Here is a 17,573-nt window from a genome sequence, read left to right on the forward strand (position 1 = left end):
ATGAAAAAGATGATGCTCTCCACCCTGGTCGCCGCAGCTTCTCTGTTCGCTGTTGCGCAGCAAGCACATGCTGGCACCACGTTGGATGCAATTAAGAAGAAAGGGTTTGTTCAGTGCGGTATCAGCGATGGCCTGCCGGGCTTCTCCTATGCTGACGCTAACGGCAAATTCACAGGTATCGATGTTGACGTTTGCCGTGCCGCGGCAGCTGCCGTATTTGGCGATGCCAGCAAGGTGAAATACACCCCGCTGACCGCGAAAGAGCGTTTTACCGCACTGCAATCAGGTGAAGTGGACATTCTGTCCCGTAACACCACCTGGACTTCCTCACGCGACGGCGGCATGGGCTTCCTGTTCGCTGGCGTGAACTACTACGACGGCATTGGCTTCCTGACCCATAAAAAAGCCGGCCTCAAAAGCGCGAAAGAGCTGGATGGTGCCACGGTATGTATCCAGGCGGGTACAGATACCGAGTTGAACGTGGCGGATTACTTCAAAGCCAACAAGATGCAATACACCCCGGTGACCTTCGACCGTTCTGACGAGTCAGCCAAAGCACTCGACAGCGGCCGCTGCGATACCCTGGCTTCTGACCAGTCTCAGCTGTATGCGCTGCGTATCAAGCTGGGTAAACCGGATGAATTCATCGTACTGCCGGAAGTGATCTCGAAAGAGCCGCTGGGGCCGGTAGTGCGTCGTGGTGATGATGACTGGTTCACCATCGTCAAATGGTCACTCTACGCAATGCTGAACGCTGAAGAGATGGGCATCAGCTCGAAGAACGTTGATCAGCTGGCTGCCAAGCCGTCTAACCCGGACATGGCTCACCTGCTGGGCGCGGAAGGTGACTTCGGCAAAGACCTGAAACTCGACAACAAGTGGGCATTCAACATCATCAAACAGGTAGGTAACTACCAGGAAAGTTTTGACCGCAACGTCGGTAAAGACAGTGCTCTGAAAATCGCGCGTGGTCAGAATGCGCTCTGGAATCAGGGCGGCATTCAGTACGCTCCACCGGTACGTTAATTCGGCCTTCCAGTCGGGCACCGCACCCTGCGGTGCCCAATGCGTTTTCTTCACTGAGGTTTCAACATGTCACAACGCCCAACCGTAAAAAGGGATTTTTCGTTCGGTAATCCTACGGTTCGCGCCTGGCTTTACCAGATCATCGCGATTGTGGCCGTGCTCGCTGTTGTGGGATATCTCATCCACAATACGGTGATCAACCTGGCCAACCGCGGCATCACCTCCGGTTTCGGTTTTCTTGAACGCAATGCCGGTTTCGGCATCGTCCAGCACTTAATCGATTATTCGGAAGGTGATACTTACGCGCGCGTGTTTATGGTGGGGTTGACCAACACCCTGCTGGTCTCCGCGCTCTGTATTGTTTTCGCTTCAATCCTCGGATTCTGTATCGGCCTGGCGCGACTGTCAGAGAACTGGCTGCTGCGTCGGCTGTCCACCATCTATATCGAGACGTTCCGTAATATTCCGCCACTGCTGCAAATCTTCTTCTGGTACTTCGCGGTGCTGCGCAATCTGCCCGGTCCCCGCCAGGCGCTGAGTGCCTTTGACCTGGCATTCGTCAGCAATCGCGGGCTTTACATCCCCTGGCCTGCTTATGCTGCGGGCACCTGGCCGTTTGTTATCGCGCTGGCACTGGCGATTGCAGTCAGCGTGGGGTTGTTTCGTTTTAACCGCAAACATCAGTTGAAGACCGGTCAGTTGCGCCGTACCTGGCCGATTGCCGCGGCGATGATCATCCTGTTCCCGTTGATCGCCCATGCGCTGTTTGGCGCCGCGACCCATTGGGATGTGCCGGAACTGCATGGCTTTAACTTCCGCGGTGGCGCGGTCATGATTCCTGAGCTGGCGGCACTGACGCTGGCGCTGTCGATCTACACCTCTTCGTTTATTGCGGAAGTCATTCGCTCCGGCATTCAGTCGGTGCCGCATGGCCAGAATGAAGCTGCCCGTTCGCTTGGTCTGCCGAATCCGGTGACGATGCGCCAGGTGATTATTCCTCAGGCGATGCGCGTGATCATTCCGCCGCTGACCAGTCAGTACCTCAACATTGTGAAGAACTCTTCGCTGGCGGCGGCTATTGGCTATCCGGATATGGTGTCGTTGTTTGCCGGTACGGTGCTGAACCAGACCGGTCAGGCTATTGAGACGATTGCGATCACCATGGCGGTCTACCTGATTATCAGCCTGGTCATTTCACTGCTGATGAACCTCTACAACCGCAAAATTGCGCTGGTTGAACGTTAAGAGAACGGGATTATTATGTCTGTTACCACACACGAAACACCGCCGGTGCCGACCAATCCAGTCAGCAAAGCCTGGGGTTGGGCACGTAAAAACCTGTTCTCCAGCTGGTTTAATACGCTGCTGACCCTGTTCTGCTTCTGGATTATCTGGAGTGTGATCCCGCCAGCGCTTAACTGGCTGATCTTCCAGGCGAACTGGATCGGCTCAACCCGTGCCGACTGTACCAAAGAAGGCGCCTGCTGGGTGTTTATCCATGCGCGCTTTGGTCAGTTTATGTATGGGTTGTATCCACATGAACTGCGCTGGCGTATCAACCTCGCGCTGGTGATTGGCCTGCTCTCCATCATTCCGATGTTTATTAAGTCGATGCCGCAGCGTGGCCGTTATATCGCCTGCTGGGCGGTGGCTTATCCCATCGTCGTTTGGTTCCTGATGTACGGCGGCTTTCTTGGTCTGGATCGCGTTGAAACGCGCCAGTGGGGCGGCCTGACGCTGACGCTGATTATCGCATCCGTCGGCATTGCCGGTGCGCTGCCATTAGGCATTTTGCTGGCGCTGGGACGTCGCTCGAAAATGCCGGTGGTGCGCACGCTGTCGGTGATCTTTATCGAGTTCTGGCGTGGTGTGCCGCTGATCACCGTGCTGTTTATGTCCTCGGTGATGCTGCCGCTGTTTATGGCGGAAGGTACCACCATCGACAAGTTAGTACGCGCTCTGGTTGGTGTGATTTTGTTCCAGTCTGCCTATGTGGCGGAAGTGGTGCGCGGCGGCTTACAGGCCCTGCCGAAAGGTCAGTACGAAGCCGCAGAGTCGCTGGCATTGGGTTACTGGAAAACACAGATTCTGGTGATTCTGCCTCAGGCGCTCAAGCTCACTATCCCAGGGCTGGTGAATACCATCATTGCTCTGTTTAAAGATACCAGTCTGGTGATCATCATCGGCCTGTTCGATCTTTTCAGTAGCGTGCAGCAGGCAACCGTTGACCCGACATGGCTTGGGATGTCGACGGAAGGCTATGTTTTCGCTGCCCTCGTCTACTGGATTTTCTGTTTTAGCATGTCGCGCTATAGCCAGTACCTGGAGAAGCGCTTTCACACCGGGCGTAAATCGCACTGAGGTTTTACATGACACAATCTATGACTAATTCTGCTGACGCTATGATGATTACGCTCGAAAATGTGAATAAATGGTACGGCCAGTTCCATGTTTTGAAAGACATTAACCTGCAGGTAAAACCGCGTGAGCGTATCGTCCTCTGCGGTCCGTCAGGTTCCGGGAAATCGACCACCATTCGTTGCATTAATCATCTGGAAGAACATCAGCAAGGACGTATCGTTGTTGATGGCATTCACCTGAATGATGATGTGCGCAATATCGAACGTGTTCGCACCGAAGTGGGCATGGTATTCCAGCACTTCAACCTTTTCCCGCATCTGACCGTATTGCAGAACTGCACGCTGGCGCCGATTTGGGTCCGTAAGCTGCCGAAGAAAGAAGCGGAAGAACTGGCGATGCATTATTTGCAGCGCGTGCGCATTGCTGAACATGCGCATAAGTTTCCAGGACAGCTTTCGGGCGGCCAACAACAGCGCGTGGCGATTGCCCGTTCGCTGTGTATGAAACCGAAAATCATGCTGTTTGATGAACCCACCTCGGCTCTTGACCCGGAGATGGTGAAGGAAGTGCTCGATACCATGATTGGCCTGGCTGAAGATGGCATGACCATGTTGTGTGTAACCCACGAGATGGGTTTTGCGCGCACGGTTGCAGACCGGGTGATCTTTATGGATCGCGGCGAGATTGTGGAAGTGGCTCCGCCGCAGGAGTTCTTTGCCAATCCGAAGTCAGAGCGTACCCGTGCGTTTCTGTCGCAGGTTATCCACTAATCTCCCACTGACGTTAAGCCTTAAAACCACCCTCTGCTTCGGCAGGGGGTTTTTTATAGCTTAATTCCGTAGCGGTGCGATTTATGGTGCGGGTTTTACTGTGAGATACCTGAAACGGGCGCGATAAATCGCGGTGCGACAGTTTTTCAGGACGTAAAAAAGCCCTGAACTTTCGTTCAGGGCTTTTTCACTTAATTGATGCCTGGCAGTTCCCTACTCTCGCATGGGGAGACCCCACACTACCATCGGCGCTACGGCGTTTCACTTCTGAGTTCGGCATGGGGTCAGGTGGGACCACCGCGCTACAGCCGCCAGGCAAATTCTTTAGAATCCGAACTCATGCCATAACTGGTGCTGATACCCAGAGTCGAACTGGGGACCTCACCCTTACCAAGGGTGCGCTCTACCAACTGAGCCATATCAGCACACTAAAATTGATGCCTGGCAGTTCCCTACTCTCGCATGGGGAGACCCCACACTACCATCGGCGCTACGGCGTTTCACTTCTGAGTTCGGCATGGGGTCAGGTGGGACCACCGCGCTACAGCCGCCAGGCAAATTCTGTTATCCGCACCGCCCTCTCAGGCCATGCGAACCAATCCGTTTGAACTAAGCTGAAAATTCTTCTCTGGTCTCTCAACCAAAACGCCTCTGGCGTTGTAAGGTTAAGCCTCACGGGTCATTAGTACCGGTTAGCTCAATGCATCGCTGCACTTACACATCCGGCCTATCAACGTCGTCGTCTTCAACGTCCCTTCAGGACTCTCAAGGAGTCAGGGAGAACTCATCTCGGGGCAAGTTTCGTGCTTAGATGCTTTCAGCACTTATCTCTTCCGCACTTAGCTACCGGGCAATGCCATTGGCATGACAACCCGAACACCAGTGGTGCGTTCACTCCGGTCCTCTCGTACTAGGAGCAACCCCCCTCAATTCTCCAGCGCCCACGGCAGATAGGGACCGAACTGTCTCACGACGTTCTAAACCCAGCTCGCGTACCACTTTAAACGGCGAACAGCCGTACCCTTGGGACCTACTTCAGCCCCAGGATGTGATGAGCCGACATCGAGGTGCCAAACACCGCCGTCGATATGAACTCTTGGGCGGTATCAGCCTGTTATCCCCGGAGTACCTTTTATCCGTTGAGCGATGGCCCTTCCATTCAGAACCACCGGATCACTATGACCTGCTTTCGCACCTGCTCGAGCCGTCACTCTCGCAGTCAAGCTGGCTTATGCCATTGCACTAACCTCCTGATGTCCGACCAGGATTAGCCAACCTTCGTGCTCCTCCGTTACGCTTTGGGAGGAGACCGCCCCAGTCAAACTACCCACCAGACACTGTCCGCAGCCCGGATTACGGGCCTACGTTAGAACATCAAACATTAAAGGGTGGTATTTCAAGGTTGGCTCCACGCAGACTGGCGTCCACGCTTCAAAGCCTCCCACCTATCCTACACATCAAGGCTCAATGTTCAGTGTCAAGCTATAGTAAAGGTTCACGGGGTCTTTCCGTCTTGCCGCGGGTACACTGCATCTTCACAGCGATTTCAATTTCACTGAGTCTCGGGTGGAGACAGCCTGGCCATCATTACGCCATTCGTGCAGGTCGGAACTTACCCGACAAGGAATTTCGCTACCTTAGGACCGTTATAGTTACGGCCGCCGTTTACCGGGGCTTCGATCAAGAGCTTCTCCTTACGGATAACCCCATCAATTAACCTTCCGGCACCGGGCAGGCGTCACACCGTATACGTCCACTTTCGTGTTTGCACAGTGCTGTGTTTTTAATAAACAGTTGCAGCCAGCTGGTATCTTCGACTGGCTTCAGCTCCGGGAGCAAGTCCCTTCACCTACGCGCCAGCGTGCCTTCTCCCGAAGTTACGGCACCATTTTGCCTAGTTCCTTCACCCGAGTTCTCTCAAGCGCCTTGGTATTCTCTACCTGACCACCTGTGTCGGTTTGGGGTACGATTTCGTGTTACCTGGAGCTTAGAGGCTTTTCCTGGAAGCAGGGCATCAGTTACTTCACCACCGTAGTGGCTCGTCATCACGCCTCAGCGTTAAAGTGCACCGGATTTGCCTGGAGCACACGCCTACACGCTTAAACCGGGACAACCGTCGCCCGGATAACCTAGCCTTCTCCGTCCCCCCTTCGCAGTAACACCAAGTGCAGGAATATTAACCTGCTTCCCATCGACTACGCTTTTCAGCCTCGCCTTAGGGGTCGACTCACCCTGCCCCGATTAACGTTGGACAGGAACCCTTGGTCTTCCGGCGAGCGGGCTTTTCACCCGCTTTATCGTTACTTATGTCAGCATTCGCACTTCTGATACCTCCAGCAGACCTCACAGTCCACCTTCAACGGCTTACAGAACGCTCCCCTACCCAACAACACATAGTGTCGCTGCCGCAGCTTCGGTGCATGGTTTAGCCCCGTTACATCTTCCGCGCAGGCCGACTCGACCAGTGAGCTATTACGCTTTCTTTAAATGATGGCTGCTTCTAAGCCAACATCCTGGCTGTCTGTGCCTTCCCACATCGTTTCCCACTTAACCATGACTTTGGGACCTTAGCTGGCGGTCTGGGTTGTTTCCCTCTTCACGACGGACGTTAGCACCCGCCGTGTGTCTCCCGTGATAACATTCTCCGGTATTCGCAGTTTGCATCGGGTTGGTAAGCCGGGATGGCCCCCTAGCCGAAACAGTGCTCTACCCCCGGAGATGAATTCACGAGGCGCTACCTAAATAGCTTTCGGGGAGAACCAGCTATCTCCCGGTTTGATTGGCCTTTCACCCCCAGCCACAAGTCATCCGCTAATTTTTCAACATTAGTCGGTTCGGTCCTCCAGTTAGTGTTACCCAACCTTCAACCTGCCCATGGCTAGATCACCGGGTTTCGGGTCTATACCCTGCAACTTAACGCCCAATTAAGACTCGGTTTCCCTGCGGCTCCCCTATACGGTTAACCTTGCTACAGAATATAAGTCGCTGACCCATTATACAAAAGGTACGCAGTCACACCCCGAAGGATGCTCCCACTGCTTGTACGTACACGGTTTCAGGTTCTGTTTCACTCCCCTCGCCGGGGTTCTTTTCGCCTTTCCCTCACGGTACTGGTTCACTATCGGTCAGTCAGGAGTATTTAGCCTTGGAGGATGGTCCCCCCATATTCAGACAGGATACCACGTGTCCCGCCCTACTCATCGAACTCACAGTAAGTGCATTTTTGTGTACGGGAGTATCACCCTGTACCCTGCGACTTTCCAGACGCTTCCACTAATGCACAAACTGATTCAGGTTCTGGGCTGTTCCCCGTTCGCTCGCCGCTACTGGGGGAATCTCGGTTGATTTCTTTTCCTCGGGGTACTTAGATGTTTCAGTTCCCCCGGTTCGCCTCGTTAACCTATGTATTCAGTTAACGATGATGCACTGAGTGCACCGGGTTTCCCCATTCGGACATCGCCGGCTATAGCGGTTCATATCACCTTACCGGCGCTTTACGCAGATTAGCACGTCCTTCATCGCCTCTGACTGCCAGGGCATCCACCGTGTACGCTTAGTCGCTTAACCTCACAACCCACAGGCGTTTTGCAACGCGTGCAGACTGCAAGCATTTGAGAGACTCGAACGCGCCGTGCTGTATTCCTTATTACGGAGGAATACGACTGCGCGTCGTTTCAAATTTTCAGCTTGTTCCGGATTGTTAAAGAGCAAATACTTCGCAGCACACCGTTTCCGGTACGCTCTGAAGTATTGAAGAACTGTAATGGTGGAGCTAAGCGGGATCGAACCGCTGACCTCCTGCGTGCAAGGCAGGCGCTCTCCCAGCTGAGCTATAGCCCCATACAGTTACTGCAGAGACCACTGCTACCACTCAACCGAGTTGCTATTCTTCAGACAAATAAAGAATGCAATCTCTTCTCATACAGCACATGCGGACAGGACGTTTACATCGGTAAACGACCGCGCATAACGCAGCGTGAGGAGAAATTTGGTAGGCCTGAGTGGACTTGAACCACCGACCTCACCCTTATCAGGGGTGCGCTCTAACCACCTGAGCTACAAGCCTGCAGAGGTTCTTCTGCTCGTTACTTTTCTATCAGACAATCTGTGTGAGCACTTCGGAGGAAGGTATCTTCAGGTAAGGAGGTGATCCAACCGCAGGTTCCCCTACGGTTACCTTGTTACGACTTCACCCCAGTCATGAATCACAAAGTGGTAAGCGCCCTCCCGAAGGTTAAGCTACCTACTTCTTTTGCAACCCACTCCCATGGTGTGACGGGCGGTGTGTACAAGGCCCGGGAACGTATTCACCGTAGCATTCTGATCTACGATTACTAGCGATTCCGACTTCACGGAGTCGAGTTGCAGACTCCGATCCGGACTACGACGCACTTTATGAGGTCCGCTTGCTCTCGCGAGGTCGCTTCTCTTTGTATGCGCCATTGTAGCACGTGTGTAGCCCTGGCCGTAAGGGCCATGATGACTTGACGTCATCCCCACCTTCCTCCGGTTTATCACCGGCAGTCTCCTTTGAGTTCCCGACCGAATCGCTGGCAACAAAGGATAAGGGTTGCGCTCGTTGCGGGACTTAACCCAACATTTCACAACACGAGCTGACGACAGCCATGCAGCACCTGTCTCACGGTTCCCGAAGGCACTAAGGCATCTCTGCCGAATTCCGTGGATGTCAAGGCCAGGTAAGGTTCTTCGCGTTGCATCGAATTAAACCACATGCTCCACCGCTTGTGCGGGCCCCCGTCAATTCATTTGAGTTTTAACCTTGCGGCCGTACTCCCCAGGCGGTCGACTTAACGCGTTAGCTCCGGAAGCCACTCCTCAAGGGAACAACCTCCAAGTCGACATCGTTTACGGCGTGGACTACCAGGGTATCTAATCCTGTTTGCTCCCCACGCTTTCGCACCTGAGCGTCAGTCTTTGTCCAGGGGGCCGCCTTCGCCACCGGTATTCCTCCAGATCTCTACGCATTTCACCGCTACACCTGGAATTCTACCCCCCTCTACAAGACTCTAGCCTGCCAGTTTCGAATGCAGTTCCCAGGTTAAGCCCGGGGATTTCACATCCGACTTGACAGACCGCCTGCGTGCGCTTTACGCCCAGTAATTCCGATTAACGCTTGCACCCTCCGTATTACCGCGGCTGCTGGCACGGAGTTAGCCGGTGCTTCTTCTGCGGGTAACGTCAATTGCGACGGTTATTAACCATCACACCTTCCTCCCCGCTGAAAGTACTTTACAACCCGAAGGCCTTCTTCATACACGCGGCATGGCTGCATCAGGCTTGCGCCCATTGTGCAATATTCCCCACTGCTGCCTCCCGTAGGAGTCTGGACCGTGTCTCAGTTCCAGTGTGGCTGGTCATCCTCTCAGACCAGCTAGGGATCGTCGCCTAGGTGAGCCGTTACCCCACCTACTAGCTAATCCCATCTGGGTTCATCCGATGGTGTGAGGCCCGAAGGTCCCCCACTTTGGTCTTGCGACGTTATGCGGTATTAGCTACCGTTTCCAGTAGTTATCCCCCTCCATCGGGCAGATCCCCAGACATTACTCACCCGTCCGCCACTCGTCACCCAAGGAGCAAGCTCCTCTGTGCTACCGTTCGACTTGCATGTGTTAGGCCTGCCGCCAGCGTTCAATCTGAGCCATGATCAAACTCTTCAATTTAAGTTTGATGCTCAAAGAATTAAACTTCGTAATGAATTACGTGTTCACTCTTGAGACTTGATATTTTTTAAGTCCGTAGACTTTTGATATCAATCCTGCGAGTGCCCACACAGATTGTCTGATAAATTGTTAAAGAGCAGTGCGACCAGTGCTTTACGCTGCTGTCGCGAGGTGGCGTATATTACGCTTTCCTCCTTCAGAGTCAATCTCTTTTTCGAGATTTTTCTCTGGTGGTTAGCGATATTTCGCTACCTGCTGAACCACACTTCGTAAGCCGTTGTGCCGTGTCAGTGGAGGCGCATTATAGGGATCCGAATAAATTGCACAACCCCTTTTTTCGATCTTTTTATTCGAGTGGTGAGTTTTCATCCTTTCTGCTGAGATCACGAACGATCCGGTTAAAAATCAGCTTGTCTGATGCCTGGATCGCGCTCAGGCTAGGGATAAATGAGCAAAAGGAGAAAGATCATGTCAACAGCCCTACGTCCCTATAAAAGCAGCTACCCACAAACCGGCGATCGGGTAATGATCGATAAAACCAGTGTGGTGGTGGGTGACGTCATATTAGGAGACGATGTCAGCATCTGGCCGCTGGTCGCCATTCGTGGTGATGTGAACCGGGTGATCATTGGCGCTCGCACCAATGTGCAGGATGGCAGCGTGCTGCATGTGACCCACAAATCAGCCAGCAACCCGGATGGGTACCCGCTGGTGATTGGCGAAGACGTTACCGTCGGCCACAAAGCGATGTTACATGGCTGCACCATTGGCGATCGCGTACTGGTTGGTATGGGATCGATTCTGCTGGACGGCGTGATCGTTGAAGAGGATGTGATGATTGGCGCAGGCAGCCTGGTTCCCCCTGGGAAGCGGCTGGAGAGTGGCTACCTTTATTTAGGCAGCCCGGTAAAACAAATTCGCCCGCTAAGCGAGGCGGAGATTGAAGGGCTTCGCTACTCAGCCAACAACTATGTTGGCTGGAAAAATGATTATCTCGCTCAGGAAAACCAGACCCAACCCTGATTGTCGACCTCATCATTGCGGATCAGCTGTTCCGCCTCTTCTTCAAGATCCCAGCGATGGACGCTAAATAGCGCCATCGCTTCACCTTCGCCAAAGCGGGCGTGCAATGCTTCTGACGAAATCGCGCACATCAATCCCATGCCATTGACCATCGCCGGAAAACATACCGCCTGGCGATTATGATCCCATTCTTCCCGGTCCGGGAACTGAATGGCCTGATTCACGGCTGCATCGCCTGCTTTAATTGTGCAATCACTGGCGTGATCTCCGGCATTACGCCATGCCACAGCTGGAAAGCATGAGCCGCCTGCCCCACCAGCATACCTAAGCCATCGGCAAGCTGATGCGCTCCCAGCTGCTGACACCAGAGCAAAAACGGCGTCAGCCCTTGCTGATAGAACATGTCATAACAACGGGTATGCTGAGTAATCAATGAAACCGGTAGCGGTGGCACTTTGCCATCGACGCCACTGGACGTTGCATTAACGATCAGATCAAACGATTGCCCCGCCAGCGCGTCAAAACCACAGGCGTGAATGGCGCCACTGTGCTGGAAGATATCCGCCAGTAACTCTGCCCGTTCCATCGTGCGATTCGCTACCGTAAGTGAACAGCCTAAGGAGAGCAGCGGTAAAATCACGCCGCGCGCGGCACCGCCCGCCCCCACCAGCAGCACACGGTCGCCGGGGCGAATCATATGCAGTCGTTCCAGATCGCTCAGCAGGCCGATACCATCGGTGTTATCGCCAAGGATCTGCCCCTGCGCATCTTTCTTAAGCGTGTTGACCGCCCCCGACAGCGCAGCGCGCTCGCTGAGTTCATCAGCGAATTCCCACGCCTGTTGTTTAAAGGGTAAGGTTATGTTTGCTCCCTTACCGCCCGACGAGAAAAACTCGCCGATGGCTTGCGGGAATCCATCCACTGGCGCACACACCCGCCCATAGCGGTGATCAATACCGGTTTGCTCCGCGAACAGACGGTGGATAAAAGGCGATTTACTGTGTTCAATCGGATTACCGAAAACGGCAAAGTTGTCCATGAATTAGCCCTGACGGATAAGTTCACCGCTGATAACGTCGCGGATTTCTGAAGGATTAAGACGGCCACCGGTTTCACCCTGCAATACCGGGAATTCCGTGCCAAATTGCTGCGCCACTTCCGCCGCGGTACGGCAGGGTTGCTCGCCAGACAGATTGGCGCTGGTTGAAACCAGCGGTTTACCAAAGCGGCGGCACAACGCCTGCACATCGGGATGATCGCTAACGCGCACTGCCAGGGAGTCGAAACGTCCGGTCAGCCAGCGTGGCGTATGCGGCGATGCCGGTAACACAAACGTGACCGGACCCGGCCAGCAGGCAAACATACGTTCACGCTGTACCACGGAAAGTTCCTGATCGGCCACATAAGGCTCGAGTTGAGCATAGTCAGCAGCAATCAGGATCAACCCTTTCTCCACTGGTCGCTGTTTCAGCGCCAGTAATGACATCACGGCACTTTCGCTATCGGGATCGCAGCCCAGACCAAAGACCGCTTCCGTGGGATAGGCAATGACCGCCTGCTGTTGCAGTTGCTCAATACAAAAATCGAGACTTCCTGGCGAGGTAAGATTTTGCGTCATGGTAATGAGTTGTCCTGCGCAACGGGCTTCCCGCAGCGCTTACTGGCGCAGAAACGTTTCATGCCCTGCGCGGTTTTCTTTTCAATTAATAGAGGGAACTGACAGTGCGGGCAGACACCCTCCACCGGAGTGGCGTTCAGGGCAAACTGGCAGTCGGGGTAACGATCGCAGGAGTGGAATGTCTTGCCGTAGCGCGAACGGCGCTGCACCAGCTTTCCGCTCTGGCACTGTGGACAGGCGATTGCCGTCTCATCAGGCTTATCAATCGTCTCGGTGTAATCACATTCAGGATAGTGGCTACAGCCGACAAACATCCCAAACCGCCCCTGACGCAGCACTTTGTCAGCACCGCATTGTGGACAGGCATGACCTTCCAGAACTTTAACTACGTGTCCATCGCCCTGGCTTTTCAGCGGGCGAATATAGTCGCAGGTTGGATAGTTTACGCACCCAAGGAATGGGCCATGTTTGCCGGCGCGTATCACTAATTCTGCCCCGCAAGCGGGGCAGGGATCGTGTTTACGCACGGTAAATAGTGCTGGTTTACTCATATAACCCGATGCATTAATCGCAAATTAATGCAGCATACCTTCATTGACGTCGAATAACAGTTCTTCCATTTGCTGATAGGCATTTTCACATCCTGGGATGTTGAACAACACCATCAGCACCACCCATTTGAGATCTTCCAGATCGAATTCGAGGGTATCGAGGGCCATCACACGTTCGATAACCATTTCGCGCGTTTCCATATTCAGCACCTGAATTTGTTCCAGGAACAGAATAAAACCGCGGCACTCGGCATCTAAACGCTGGCTCTCTTCTTCCGTGTAGATTCGCATTGACAGCGGATCGTTCGCCAGCAACACCGGCGCGACCAAACCTTCCTGATAATCCGCCAGTCTCTCAAGCCAATTCAACGCATTGTAGATATCTTCACGATGAAAACCGGCATCGGTTAAATCATCGGTCAATTTATCCTGATCCACGCGCATTTCGGCTTCGTTGTGGATATAGGTCTCAAACAAGTACATAAGTACGTCGAACATGGCATGCCCTCCTCAATCGGACATAGCCGCCGGGTACAGCTGCGATCCATCCTGCTAACTCCAGCTCCAGCAACTGGGCTGAGATAACTGGCACAGGTTGGCCGGCACGTTCAGCGACGACGTCAACAGGTGTAACCTCATCACCTACGTTAGCCAACACGTCTGCAAATGGCAATGGAACATCGTCACTGTCTTGTGAATATATTGTTTCTGAGGTTGTTGCGGGTAACCAATGAAACGCCGAATGCAGGTCCTCTAAAATATGATCAGGATGCGCGACCAGCAGTGCGCCTTGCTGAATCAGCCAGTGTGTTCCTTCACTTCCGGGGTTTCCCAGCGCGCCGGGTAAGGCGTAAATGTTGCGATTTTGTTCCAATGCGTAGCGCGCCGTCACCAGCGAACCGCTTTTCAGAGAGGCTTCAACCACGAATACCCCCAGGCTCAGGCCGCTGATAATGCGATTACGACGGGGAAAATTGACCGCGTAGGGAGCCATATCCAGCATAAATTCCGACACCAGCGCACCGCCGTTGCTGATGATCTCCTGCGCCAGCTTCTGGTGACGTTTGGGATAGATATGTTGCAGCCCGCTGCCCAGTACGGCGATGGTTTTGCCGCCCGCATCGAGTGCAGCGCGATGCGCAATGCCGTCAATACCACGCGCCAGCCCGCTGGTGATGGTCAGACCTTGTGATGCCAGCTGCTGCGTGAACCAGCCTCCCCACTCCCTGCCATAATAAGAACAGTGGCGGCTGCCGACGACGGCGAGTTGCGGGGACTGCAGCGCCTCGCTGTCCCCCATCACGTAGAGCAATGAAGGGAAACGGCTGATTTCAGCAAGCCGCTGGGGATAGGCATTATCCAGCACCGACAGCAGCCGATGCTGTGGATTTTCCAGCCAGCGTTGAGTACGCACCAGCTGACGCGGGCACAGCGTGGTAAATTGTCGCCGCTGCGTTTCATTCAGTCCCTGATCTGCCAGTAACGCATCACTAATTTGCCCGGACATGTGCAGCACGCTGGCCAGCTGCCGCAGTTGATAACCGCTGAGTCCTTTCACATTTGCCAGCCTGAGCATCCATTCGATTTTGTCCACGCTGCACTCCCTGTTCAGCCCGAGTCTTGATGCGGTGCAATGCTGTCAATCAGCCCCCAAAAAGTCTACAATATGAGGCAGTAATCTTTTCTTTAACGCATACAGATCTGGAAATTTATGTCAGTTTTGCAGGTATTACATTTCCCTGACGATCGCCTTCGCAAAATCGCGGCGCCGGTAAAAACCGTAGACGCCGGGGTGCAGCGCATCGTCGATGACATGTTTGAAACAATGTACGCCGAAGAAGGCATTGGCCTTGCGGCGACTCAGGTTGATATTCATCAACGCATTATCGTGATTGATGTGTCGGAAAGTCGCGAAGAACGTCTGGTGCTGATCAACCCGGAACTGCTGGAAAAAAGCGGTGAAACCGGCATTGAAGAAGGCTGTCTTTCTATCCCGGAACAGCGTGCTTTTGTCTCGCGTGCTGAGTGGGTGAAAGTCCGCGCGCAGGATCGCGAAGGCAACACGTTTGAGCTGGAAACCGACGGCCTGCTGGCTATCTGCATCCAGCACGAAATCGACCATCTTGATGGCAAATTATTTATTGATTATCTGTCCCCGCTGAAACGTCAGCGCATCAAACAGAAACTGGAAAAACTGGCACGCCAGAATGCCCGCGCATCCTGAGTGCGAACAGAAGGTTAAACTGTGTCTGCACCGTTAAAAATCATCTTTGCCGGTACACCTGACTTTGCAGCGCGTCATCTCGACGCGCTGCTCGCTTCTGAGCATCAGGTGGTTGGCGTCTTTACTCAACCCGATCGTCCCGCCGGCCGTGGTAATAAACTCACGCCCAGCCCGGTGAAAGTGCTGGCGCAGGCGCATGACGTTCCGGTTTTTCAGCCAAAGTCATTAAAACCTGAAGAGAATCAGCAGCTGGTCGCCGCATTACAAGCCGATGTGATGGTGGTAGTGGCTTATGGCCTGATTCTGCCAAAAGCGGTGCTGGATATGCCGCGTCTGGGTTGCATCAATGTACATGGCTCACTGCTGCCGCGCTGGCGTGGCGCCGCGCCGATTCAGCGCTCCCTCTGGGCTGGCGATGCCGAAACCGGTGTGACCATTATGCAAATGGACGTAGGGCTGGATACCGGCGATATGCTGCATAAGCTCTCCTGCCCGATCACCGCTGCGGACACCAGTGCCTCGTTGTATGACAAACTGGCGCAACTCGGTCCTGAAGGGATGCTGAAGACGCTGGAGCAGTTGGCTGACGGTAGCGCGCAGCCGGAAAAACAGGATGAAGCGCTGGTCAGTTATGCTGAGAAGCTGAGCAAAGAAGAGGCGCGTCTCGACTGGACGCTCTCCGCAGCCCAACTTGAACGTTGCATTCGTGCCTTCAATCCGTGGCCGGTGAGCTATTTCATGGTTGACGATCAACCGGTGAAAGTCTGGCAGGCTAGCGTGTTGCCACACCAGGCCAAACAGCCCGGTGAGATTCTCCATGCCGATAAGCAAGGCATCCAGATTGCCACCGCCGATGGGGTACTGAATCTGCTTTCGCTACAGCCGGCAGGCAAGAAAGCAATGTCCGCGCAGGATCTGCTCAACTCGCGTCGCGAATGGTTCACTCCCGGCAACATTCTGGCCTGATCCCATAGCCCGGTTGATACCGGGCTTTTTGTTTGATGAAAGAATCGCATGAAAAAATCGACAAATCTGCGCAGCCTCGCCGCGCAACTGATTGAACGCGTGGTAGATAAAGGCGAGTCGCTCAGCGCCATTCTGCCTGCTGCCCAAAAAACGCTTTCCGACAAAGACAGCGCACTGCTACAGGAATTCTGCTTTGGTGTGATGCGCACCCTGCCACAACTCGAAGGGTTGATTGGCAAACTGATGGAGCGCCCGTTAACCGGTAAGCAGCGCGTACTTCACTATCTGATCATGGTCGGGTTGTATCAGCTGCTCTATACCCGCGTGCCGCCTCATGCCGCACTGGCGGAAACCGTAGCCGGTGCCGAGGTGCTGAAGCGCGCGAACCTGAAAGGTTTGCTGAATGGCGTGTTGCGCCAGTTTCAGCGCCAGCAGGAAACCCTTGTGGCGGAAGTCGATCAGGGGCCGCAGCGTTATCTGCATCCCGCCTGGTTGCTCAAGCGTTTGCAGACGGCCTGGCCTGAAAACTGGCAGCAGATCGTTGAGGCCAATAATCAGCGTCCACCGATGTGGCTACGCGTGAACCGCCAGCACCATTCGCGTGATGCCTGGCTGGCGCTGCTGCAACAGGCAGAAAAAAACGCTTTCCCGGCAGATGCGCCTGATGCGCTCCGCCTGGAGACGCCAGCCCCGGTGGGCCAGTTACCTGGATTTGATCAGGGCTGGGTGACTGTGCAGGATTTATCTGCGCAGCGCTGTGCTTTACTGCTGGAGCCGCAAAATGGCGAAACCATCCTCGACCTCTGCGCCGCACCCGGCGGTAAAACCACGCATATCCTCGAAATCGCCCCTCAGGCGAAGGTGCTGGCCGTTGATATTGATGAGCAGCGCCTGGCACGCGTTACCGAAAATCTGCAACGTCTCGGCATGGCGGCAGATGTCCGCCAGGGCGATGGCCGTACACCGGCAGCATGGTGTGGCGAGATGCAGTTCGATCGTATCCTGCTGGATGCGCCCTGCTCCGCCACCGGCGTGATTCGTCGTCATCCCGATATCAAATGGCTGCGGCGCGATCGCGACATCGCCGAACTTGCCAGCCTGCAACAGGAAATCCTTGCTGCTGTGTGGCCGCGGCTGAAGAGTGGCGGCACCCTGCTTTACGCCACCTGCTCGATTCTGCCGGAAGAAAATCATCAGCAGATCAGCGCCTTTCTCACCGCACATGCCGATGCCAGCGCAGAAGTCTTACCGCAGGGCCAGGAAAACGGCTGGCAGGTGTTCCCCAACGCAGATGGCGGTGATGGTTTCTTCTACGCTAAGCTGATGAAAAAGTAATACGGCGCAATCTGACAA

Annotated in this window: 14 protein-coding genes, 3 tRNA genes and 4 rRNA genes; 8 read left to right on the plus strand and 13 right to left on the minus strand. The window is 54.3% G+C overall.

All coding sequences use genetic code 11. From position 1 onward, the window contains the following. From AC6I8V_RS18095 to AC6I8V_RS18110, 4 genes are all read left to right on the plus strand, one after another. A complete protein-coding gene (locus AC6I8V_RS18095) occupies positions 1 to 1,026 on the plus strand; it encodes an amino acid ABC transporter substrate-binding protein (protein ID WP_497843585.1) in 1,026 nt (341 codons plus the stop codon). Positions 1,027 to 1,092: 66 nt separating this feature from the next. After that, positions 1,093 to 2,271 carry an amino acid ABC transporter permease gene (locus AC6I8V_RS18100; protein WP_497843586.1) on the plus strand — a complete coding sequence of 393 codons (1,179 nt, stop codon included), beginning with the start codon at positions 1,093 to 1,095 and terminating at the stop codon, positions 2,269 to 2,271. A 15-nt stretch (positions 2,272 to 2,286) separates the two neighbouring features. Then, the gene (locus AC6I8V_RS18105; RefSeq protein WP_497843587.1) at positions 2,287 to 3,387 is read left to right on the plus strand and encodes an amino acid ABC transporter permease; all 1,101 of its coding nucleotides are present in this window, start codon (positions 2,287 to 2,289) and stop codon (positions 3,385 to 3,387) included. An 8-nt stretch (positions 3,388 to 3,395) separates the two neighbouring features. Next, a complete protein-coding gene (locus tag AC6I8V_RS18110; protein WP_497843588.1) occupies positions 3,396 to 4,157 on the plus strand; it encodes an amino acid ABC transporter ATP-binding protein in 762 nt (253 codons plus the stop codon). A 200-nt stretch (positions 4,158 to 4,357) separates the two neighbouring features. On the opposite strand, the gene rrf (AC6I8V_RS18115) is transcribed toward AC6I8V_RS18110, so the two are convergent. From rrf (AC6I8V_RS18115) to AC6I8V_RS18145, 7 genes are all read right to left on the minus strand, one after another. Further along, a 5S ribosomal RNA gene (rrf, locus tag AC6I8V_RS18115) occupies positions 4,358 to 4,473 on the minus strand. 33 nt (positions 4,474 to 4,506) lie between these two features. Next, positions 4,507 to 4,582: transfer RNA gene (locus AC6I8V_RS18120), tRNA-Thr, on the minus strand. Positions 4,583 to 4,596: 14 nt separating this feature from the next. Then, positions 4,597 to 4,712, minus strand: a 5S ribosomal RNA gene (gene rrf / locus AC6I8V_RS18125). Positions 4,713 to 4,818: 106 nt separating this feature from the next. Continuing rightward, positions 4,819 to 7,724 (minus strand): 23S ribosomal RNA (locus AC6I8V_RS18130). Positions 7,725 to 7,921: 197 nt separating this feature from the next. Continuing rightward, positions 7,922 to 7,997, minus strand: a tRNA-Ala gene (locus tag AC6I8V_RS18135). A 149-nt stretch (positions 7,998 to 8,146) separates the two neighbouring features. Further along, positions 8,147 to 8,223: transfer RNA gene (locus AC6I8V_RS18140), tRNA-Ile, on the minus strand. Positions 8,224 to 8,296: 73 nt separating this feature from the next. Continuing rightward, positions 8,297 to 9,838: ribosomal RNA gene (locus AC6I8V_RS18145) — 16S ribosomal RNA — on the minus strand. The 16S, 23S and 5S rRNA genes sit together here with 3 tRNA genes alongside, the layout of an rRNA operon. Before the next feature lie 468 nt (positions 9,839 to 10,306). Between AC6I8V_RS18145 and AC6I8V_RS18150 the strand changes: the two genes are divergently transcribed. Next, complete coding sequence (locus tag AC6I8V_RS18150) at positions 10,307 to 10,861, plus strand: gamma carbonic anhydrase family protein (protein ID WP_497843589.1); 555 nt, start codon at positions 10,307 to 10,309, stop codon at positions 10,859 to 10,861. On the opposite strand, the gene AC6I8V_RS18155 is transcribed toward AC6I8V_RS18150, so the two are convergent. The 6 genes from AC6I8V_RS18155 to dprA are packed head-to-tail and all read right to left on the minus strand — an operon-like array spanning position 10,837 to position 14,624. Beyond that, complete coding sequence (locus tag AC6I8V_RS18155; protein WP_497843590.1) at positions 10,837 to 11,085, minus strand: DUF1488 family protein; 249 nt, start codon at positions 11,083 to 11,085, stop codon at positions 10,837 to 10,839. The genes AC6I8V_RS18150 and AC6I8V_RS18155 overlap by 25 nt on opposite strands. Beyond that, on the minus strand, positions 11,082 to 11,900 hold the full coding sequence (gene aroE / locus AC6I8V_RS18160; protein WP_497843591.1) for a shikimate dehydrogenase: 819 nt from the start codon (positions 11,898 to 11,900) through the stop codon (positions 11,082 to 11,084). The genes AC6I8V_RS18155 and aroE overlap by 4 nt, the downstream gene beginning before the upstream one ends. A gap of 3 nt (positions 11,901 to 11,903) precedes the next feature. Beyond that, positions 11,904 to 12,479, minus strand: a complete 576-nt coding sequence (gene tsaC, locus AC6I8V_RS18165; RefSeq protein ID WP_497843592.1) for an L-threonylcarbamoyladenylate synthase type 1 TsaC — start codon at positions 12,477 to 12,479, stop codon at positions 11,904 to 11,906. Then, positions 12,476 to 13,030, minus strand: coding sequence for a DNA topoisomerase family protein (locus AC6I8V_RS18170; protein WP_497843593.1), 555 nt, complete (start codon positions 13,028 to 13,030; stop codon positions 12,476 to 12,478). Before AC6I8V_RS18170 ends, tsaC begins: the two co-directional genes overlap by 4 nt. 24 nt (positions 13,031 to 13,054) lie before the next feature. Then, entirely contained in the window at positions 13,055 to 13,528 is a 474-nt protein-coding gene (gene smg, locus AC6I8V_RS18175) for a DUF494 family protein Smg (protein ID WP_497843594.1), read from the minus strand. After that, positions 13,500 to 14,624 (minus strand): DNA-protecting protein DprA, encoded by a 1,125-nt coding sequence (gene dprA, locus AC6I8V_RS18180; protein WP_497843595.1) that lies wholly within the window; start codon positions 14,622 to 14,624, stop codon positions 13,500 to 13,502. The genes smg and dprA overlap by 29 nt, the downstream gene beginning before the upstream one ends. Positions 14,625 to 14,741: 117 nt before the next feature. On the opposite strand from dprA, the gene def reads away from it, so the two are divergent. The 3 genes from def to rsmB are packed head-to-tail and all read left to right on the plus strand — an operon-like array spanning position 14,742 to position 17,555. Beyond that, a complete protein-coding gene (def, locus tag AC6I8V_RS18185) occupies positions 14,742 to 15,254 on the plus strand; it encodes a peptide deformylase (protein WP_497843596.1) in 513 nt (170 codons plus the stop codon). Positions 15,255 to 15,275: 21 nt separating this feature from the next. Next, positions 15,276 to 16,220, plus strand: a complete 945-nt coding sequence (fmt, locus tag AC6I8V_RS18190) for a methionyl-tRNA formyltransferase (RefSeq protein WP_497843597.1) — start codon at positions 15,276 to 15,278, stop codon at positions 16,218 to 16,220. Between the two features lie 48 nt (positions 16,221 to 16,268). Then, on the plus strand, positions 16,269 to 17,555 hold the full coding sequence (gene rsmB / locus AC6I8V_RS18195; protein WP_497843598.1) for a 16S rRNA (cytosine(967)-C(5))-methyltransferase RsmB: 1,287 nt from the start codon (positions 16,269 to 16,271) through the stop codon (positions 17,553 to 17,555). The last annotated feature ends 18 nt before the right edge of the window (positions 17,556 to 17,573 follow it).

The sequence above is a fragment of the Pantoea sp. X-Soil-TKNS-1207 genome (assembly GCF_059730485.1).

Coding starts and splice junctions, on each gene's coding strand:
- smg (WP_497843594.1), bottom strand. CDS start 13,528: ATGTTCGACGTACTTATGTACTTGTTTGAGACCTATATCCACAACGAA.
- rsmB (WP_497843598.1), top strand. CDS start 16,269: ATGAAAAAATCGACAAATCTGCGCAGCCTCGCCGCGCAACTGATTGAA.
- AC6I8V_RS18110 (WP_497843588.1), top strand. CDS start 3,396: ATGACACAATCTATGACTAATTCTGCTGACGCTATGATGATTACGCTC.
- AC6I8V_RS18105 (WP_497843587.1), top strand. CDS start 2,287: ATGTCTGTTACCACACACGAAACACCGCCGGTGCCGACCAATCCAGTC.
- AC6I8V_RS18170 (WP_497843593.1), bottom strand. CDS start 13,030: ATGAGTAAACCAGCACTATTTACCGTGCGTAAACACGATCCCTGCCCC.
- def (WP_497843596.1), top strand. CDS start 14,742: ATGTCAGTTTTGCAGGTATTACATTTCCCTGACGATCGCCTTCGCAAA.
- aroE (WP_497843591.1), bottom strand. CDS start 11,900: ATGGACAACTTTGCCGTTTTCGGTAATCCGATTGAACACAGTAAATCG.
- AC6I8V_RS18100 (WP_497843586.1), top strand. CDS start 1,093: ATGTCACAACGCCCAACCGTAAAAAGGGATTTTTCGTTCGGTAATCCT.
- tsaC (WP_497843592.1), bottom strand. CDS start 12,479: ATGACGCAAAATCTTACCTCGCCAGGAAGTCTCGATTTTTGTATTGAG.
- AC6I8V_RS18095 (WP_497843585.1), top strand. CDS start 1: ATGAAAAAGATGATGCTCTCCACCCTGGTCGCCGCAGCTTCTCTGTTC.
- AC6I8V_RS18150 (WP_497843589.1), top strand. CDS start 10,307: ATGTCAACAGCCCTACGTCCCTATAAAAGCAGCTACCCACAAACCGGC.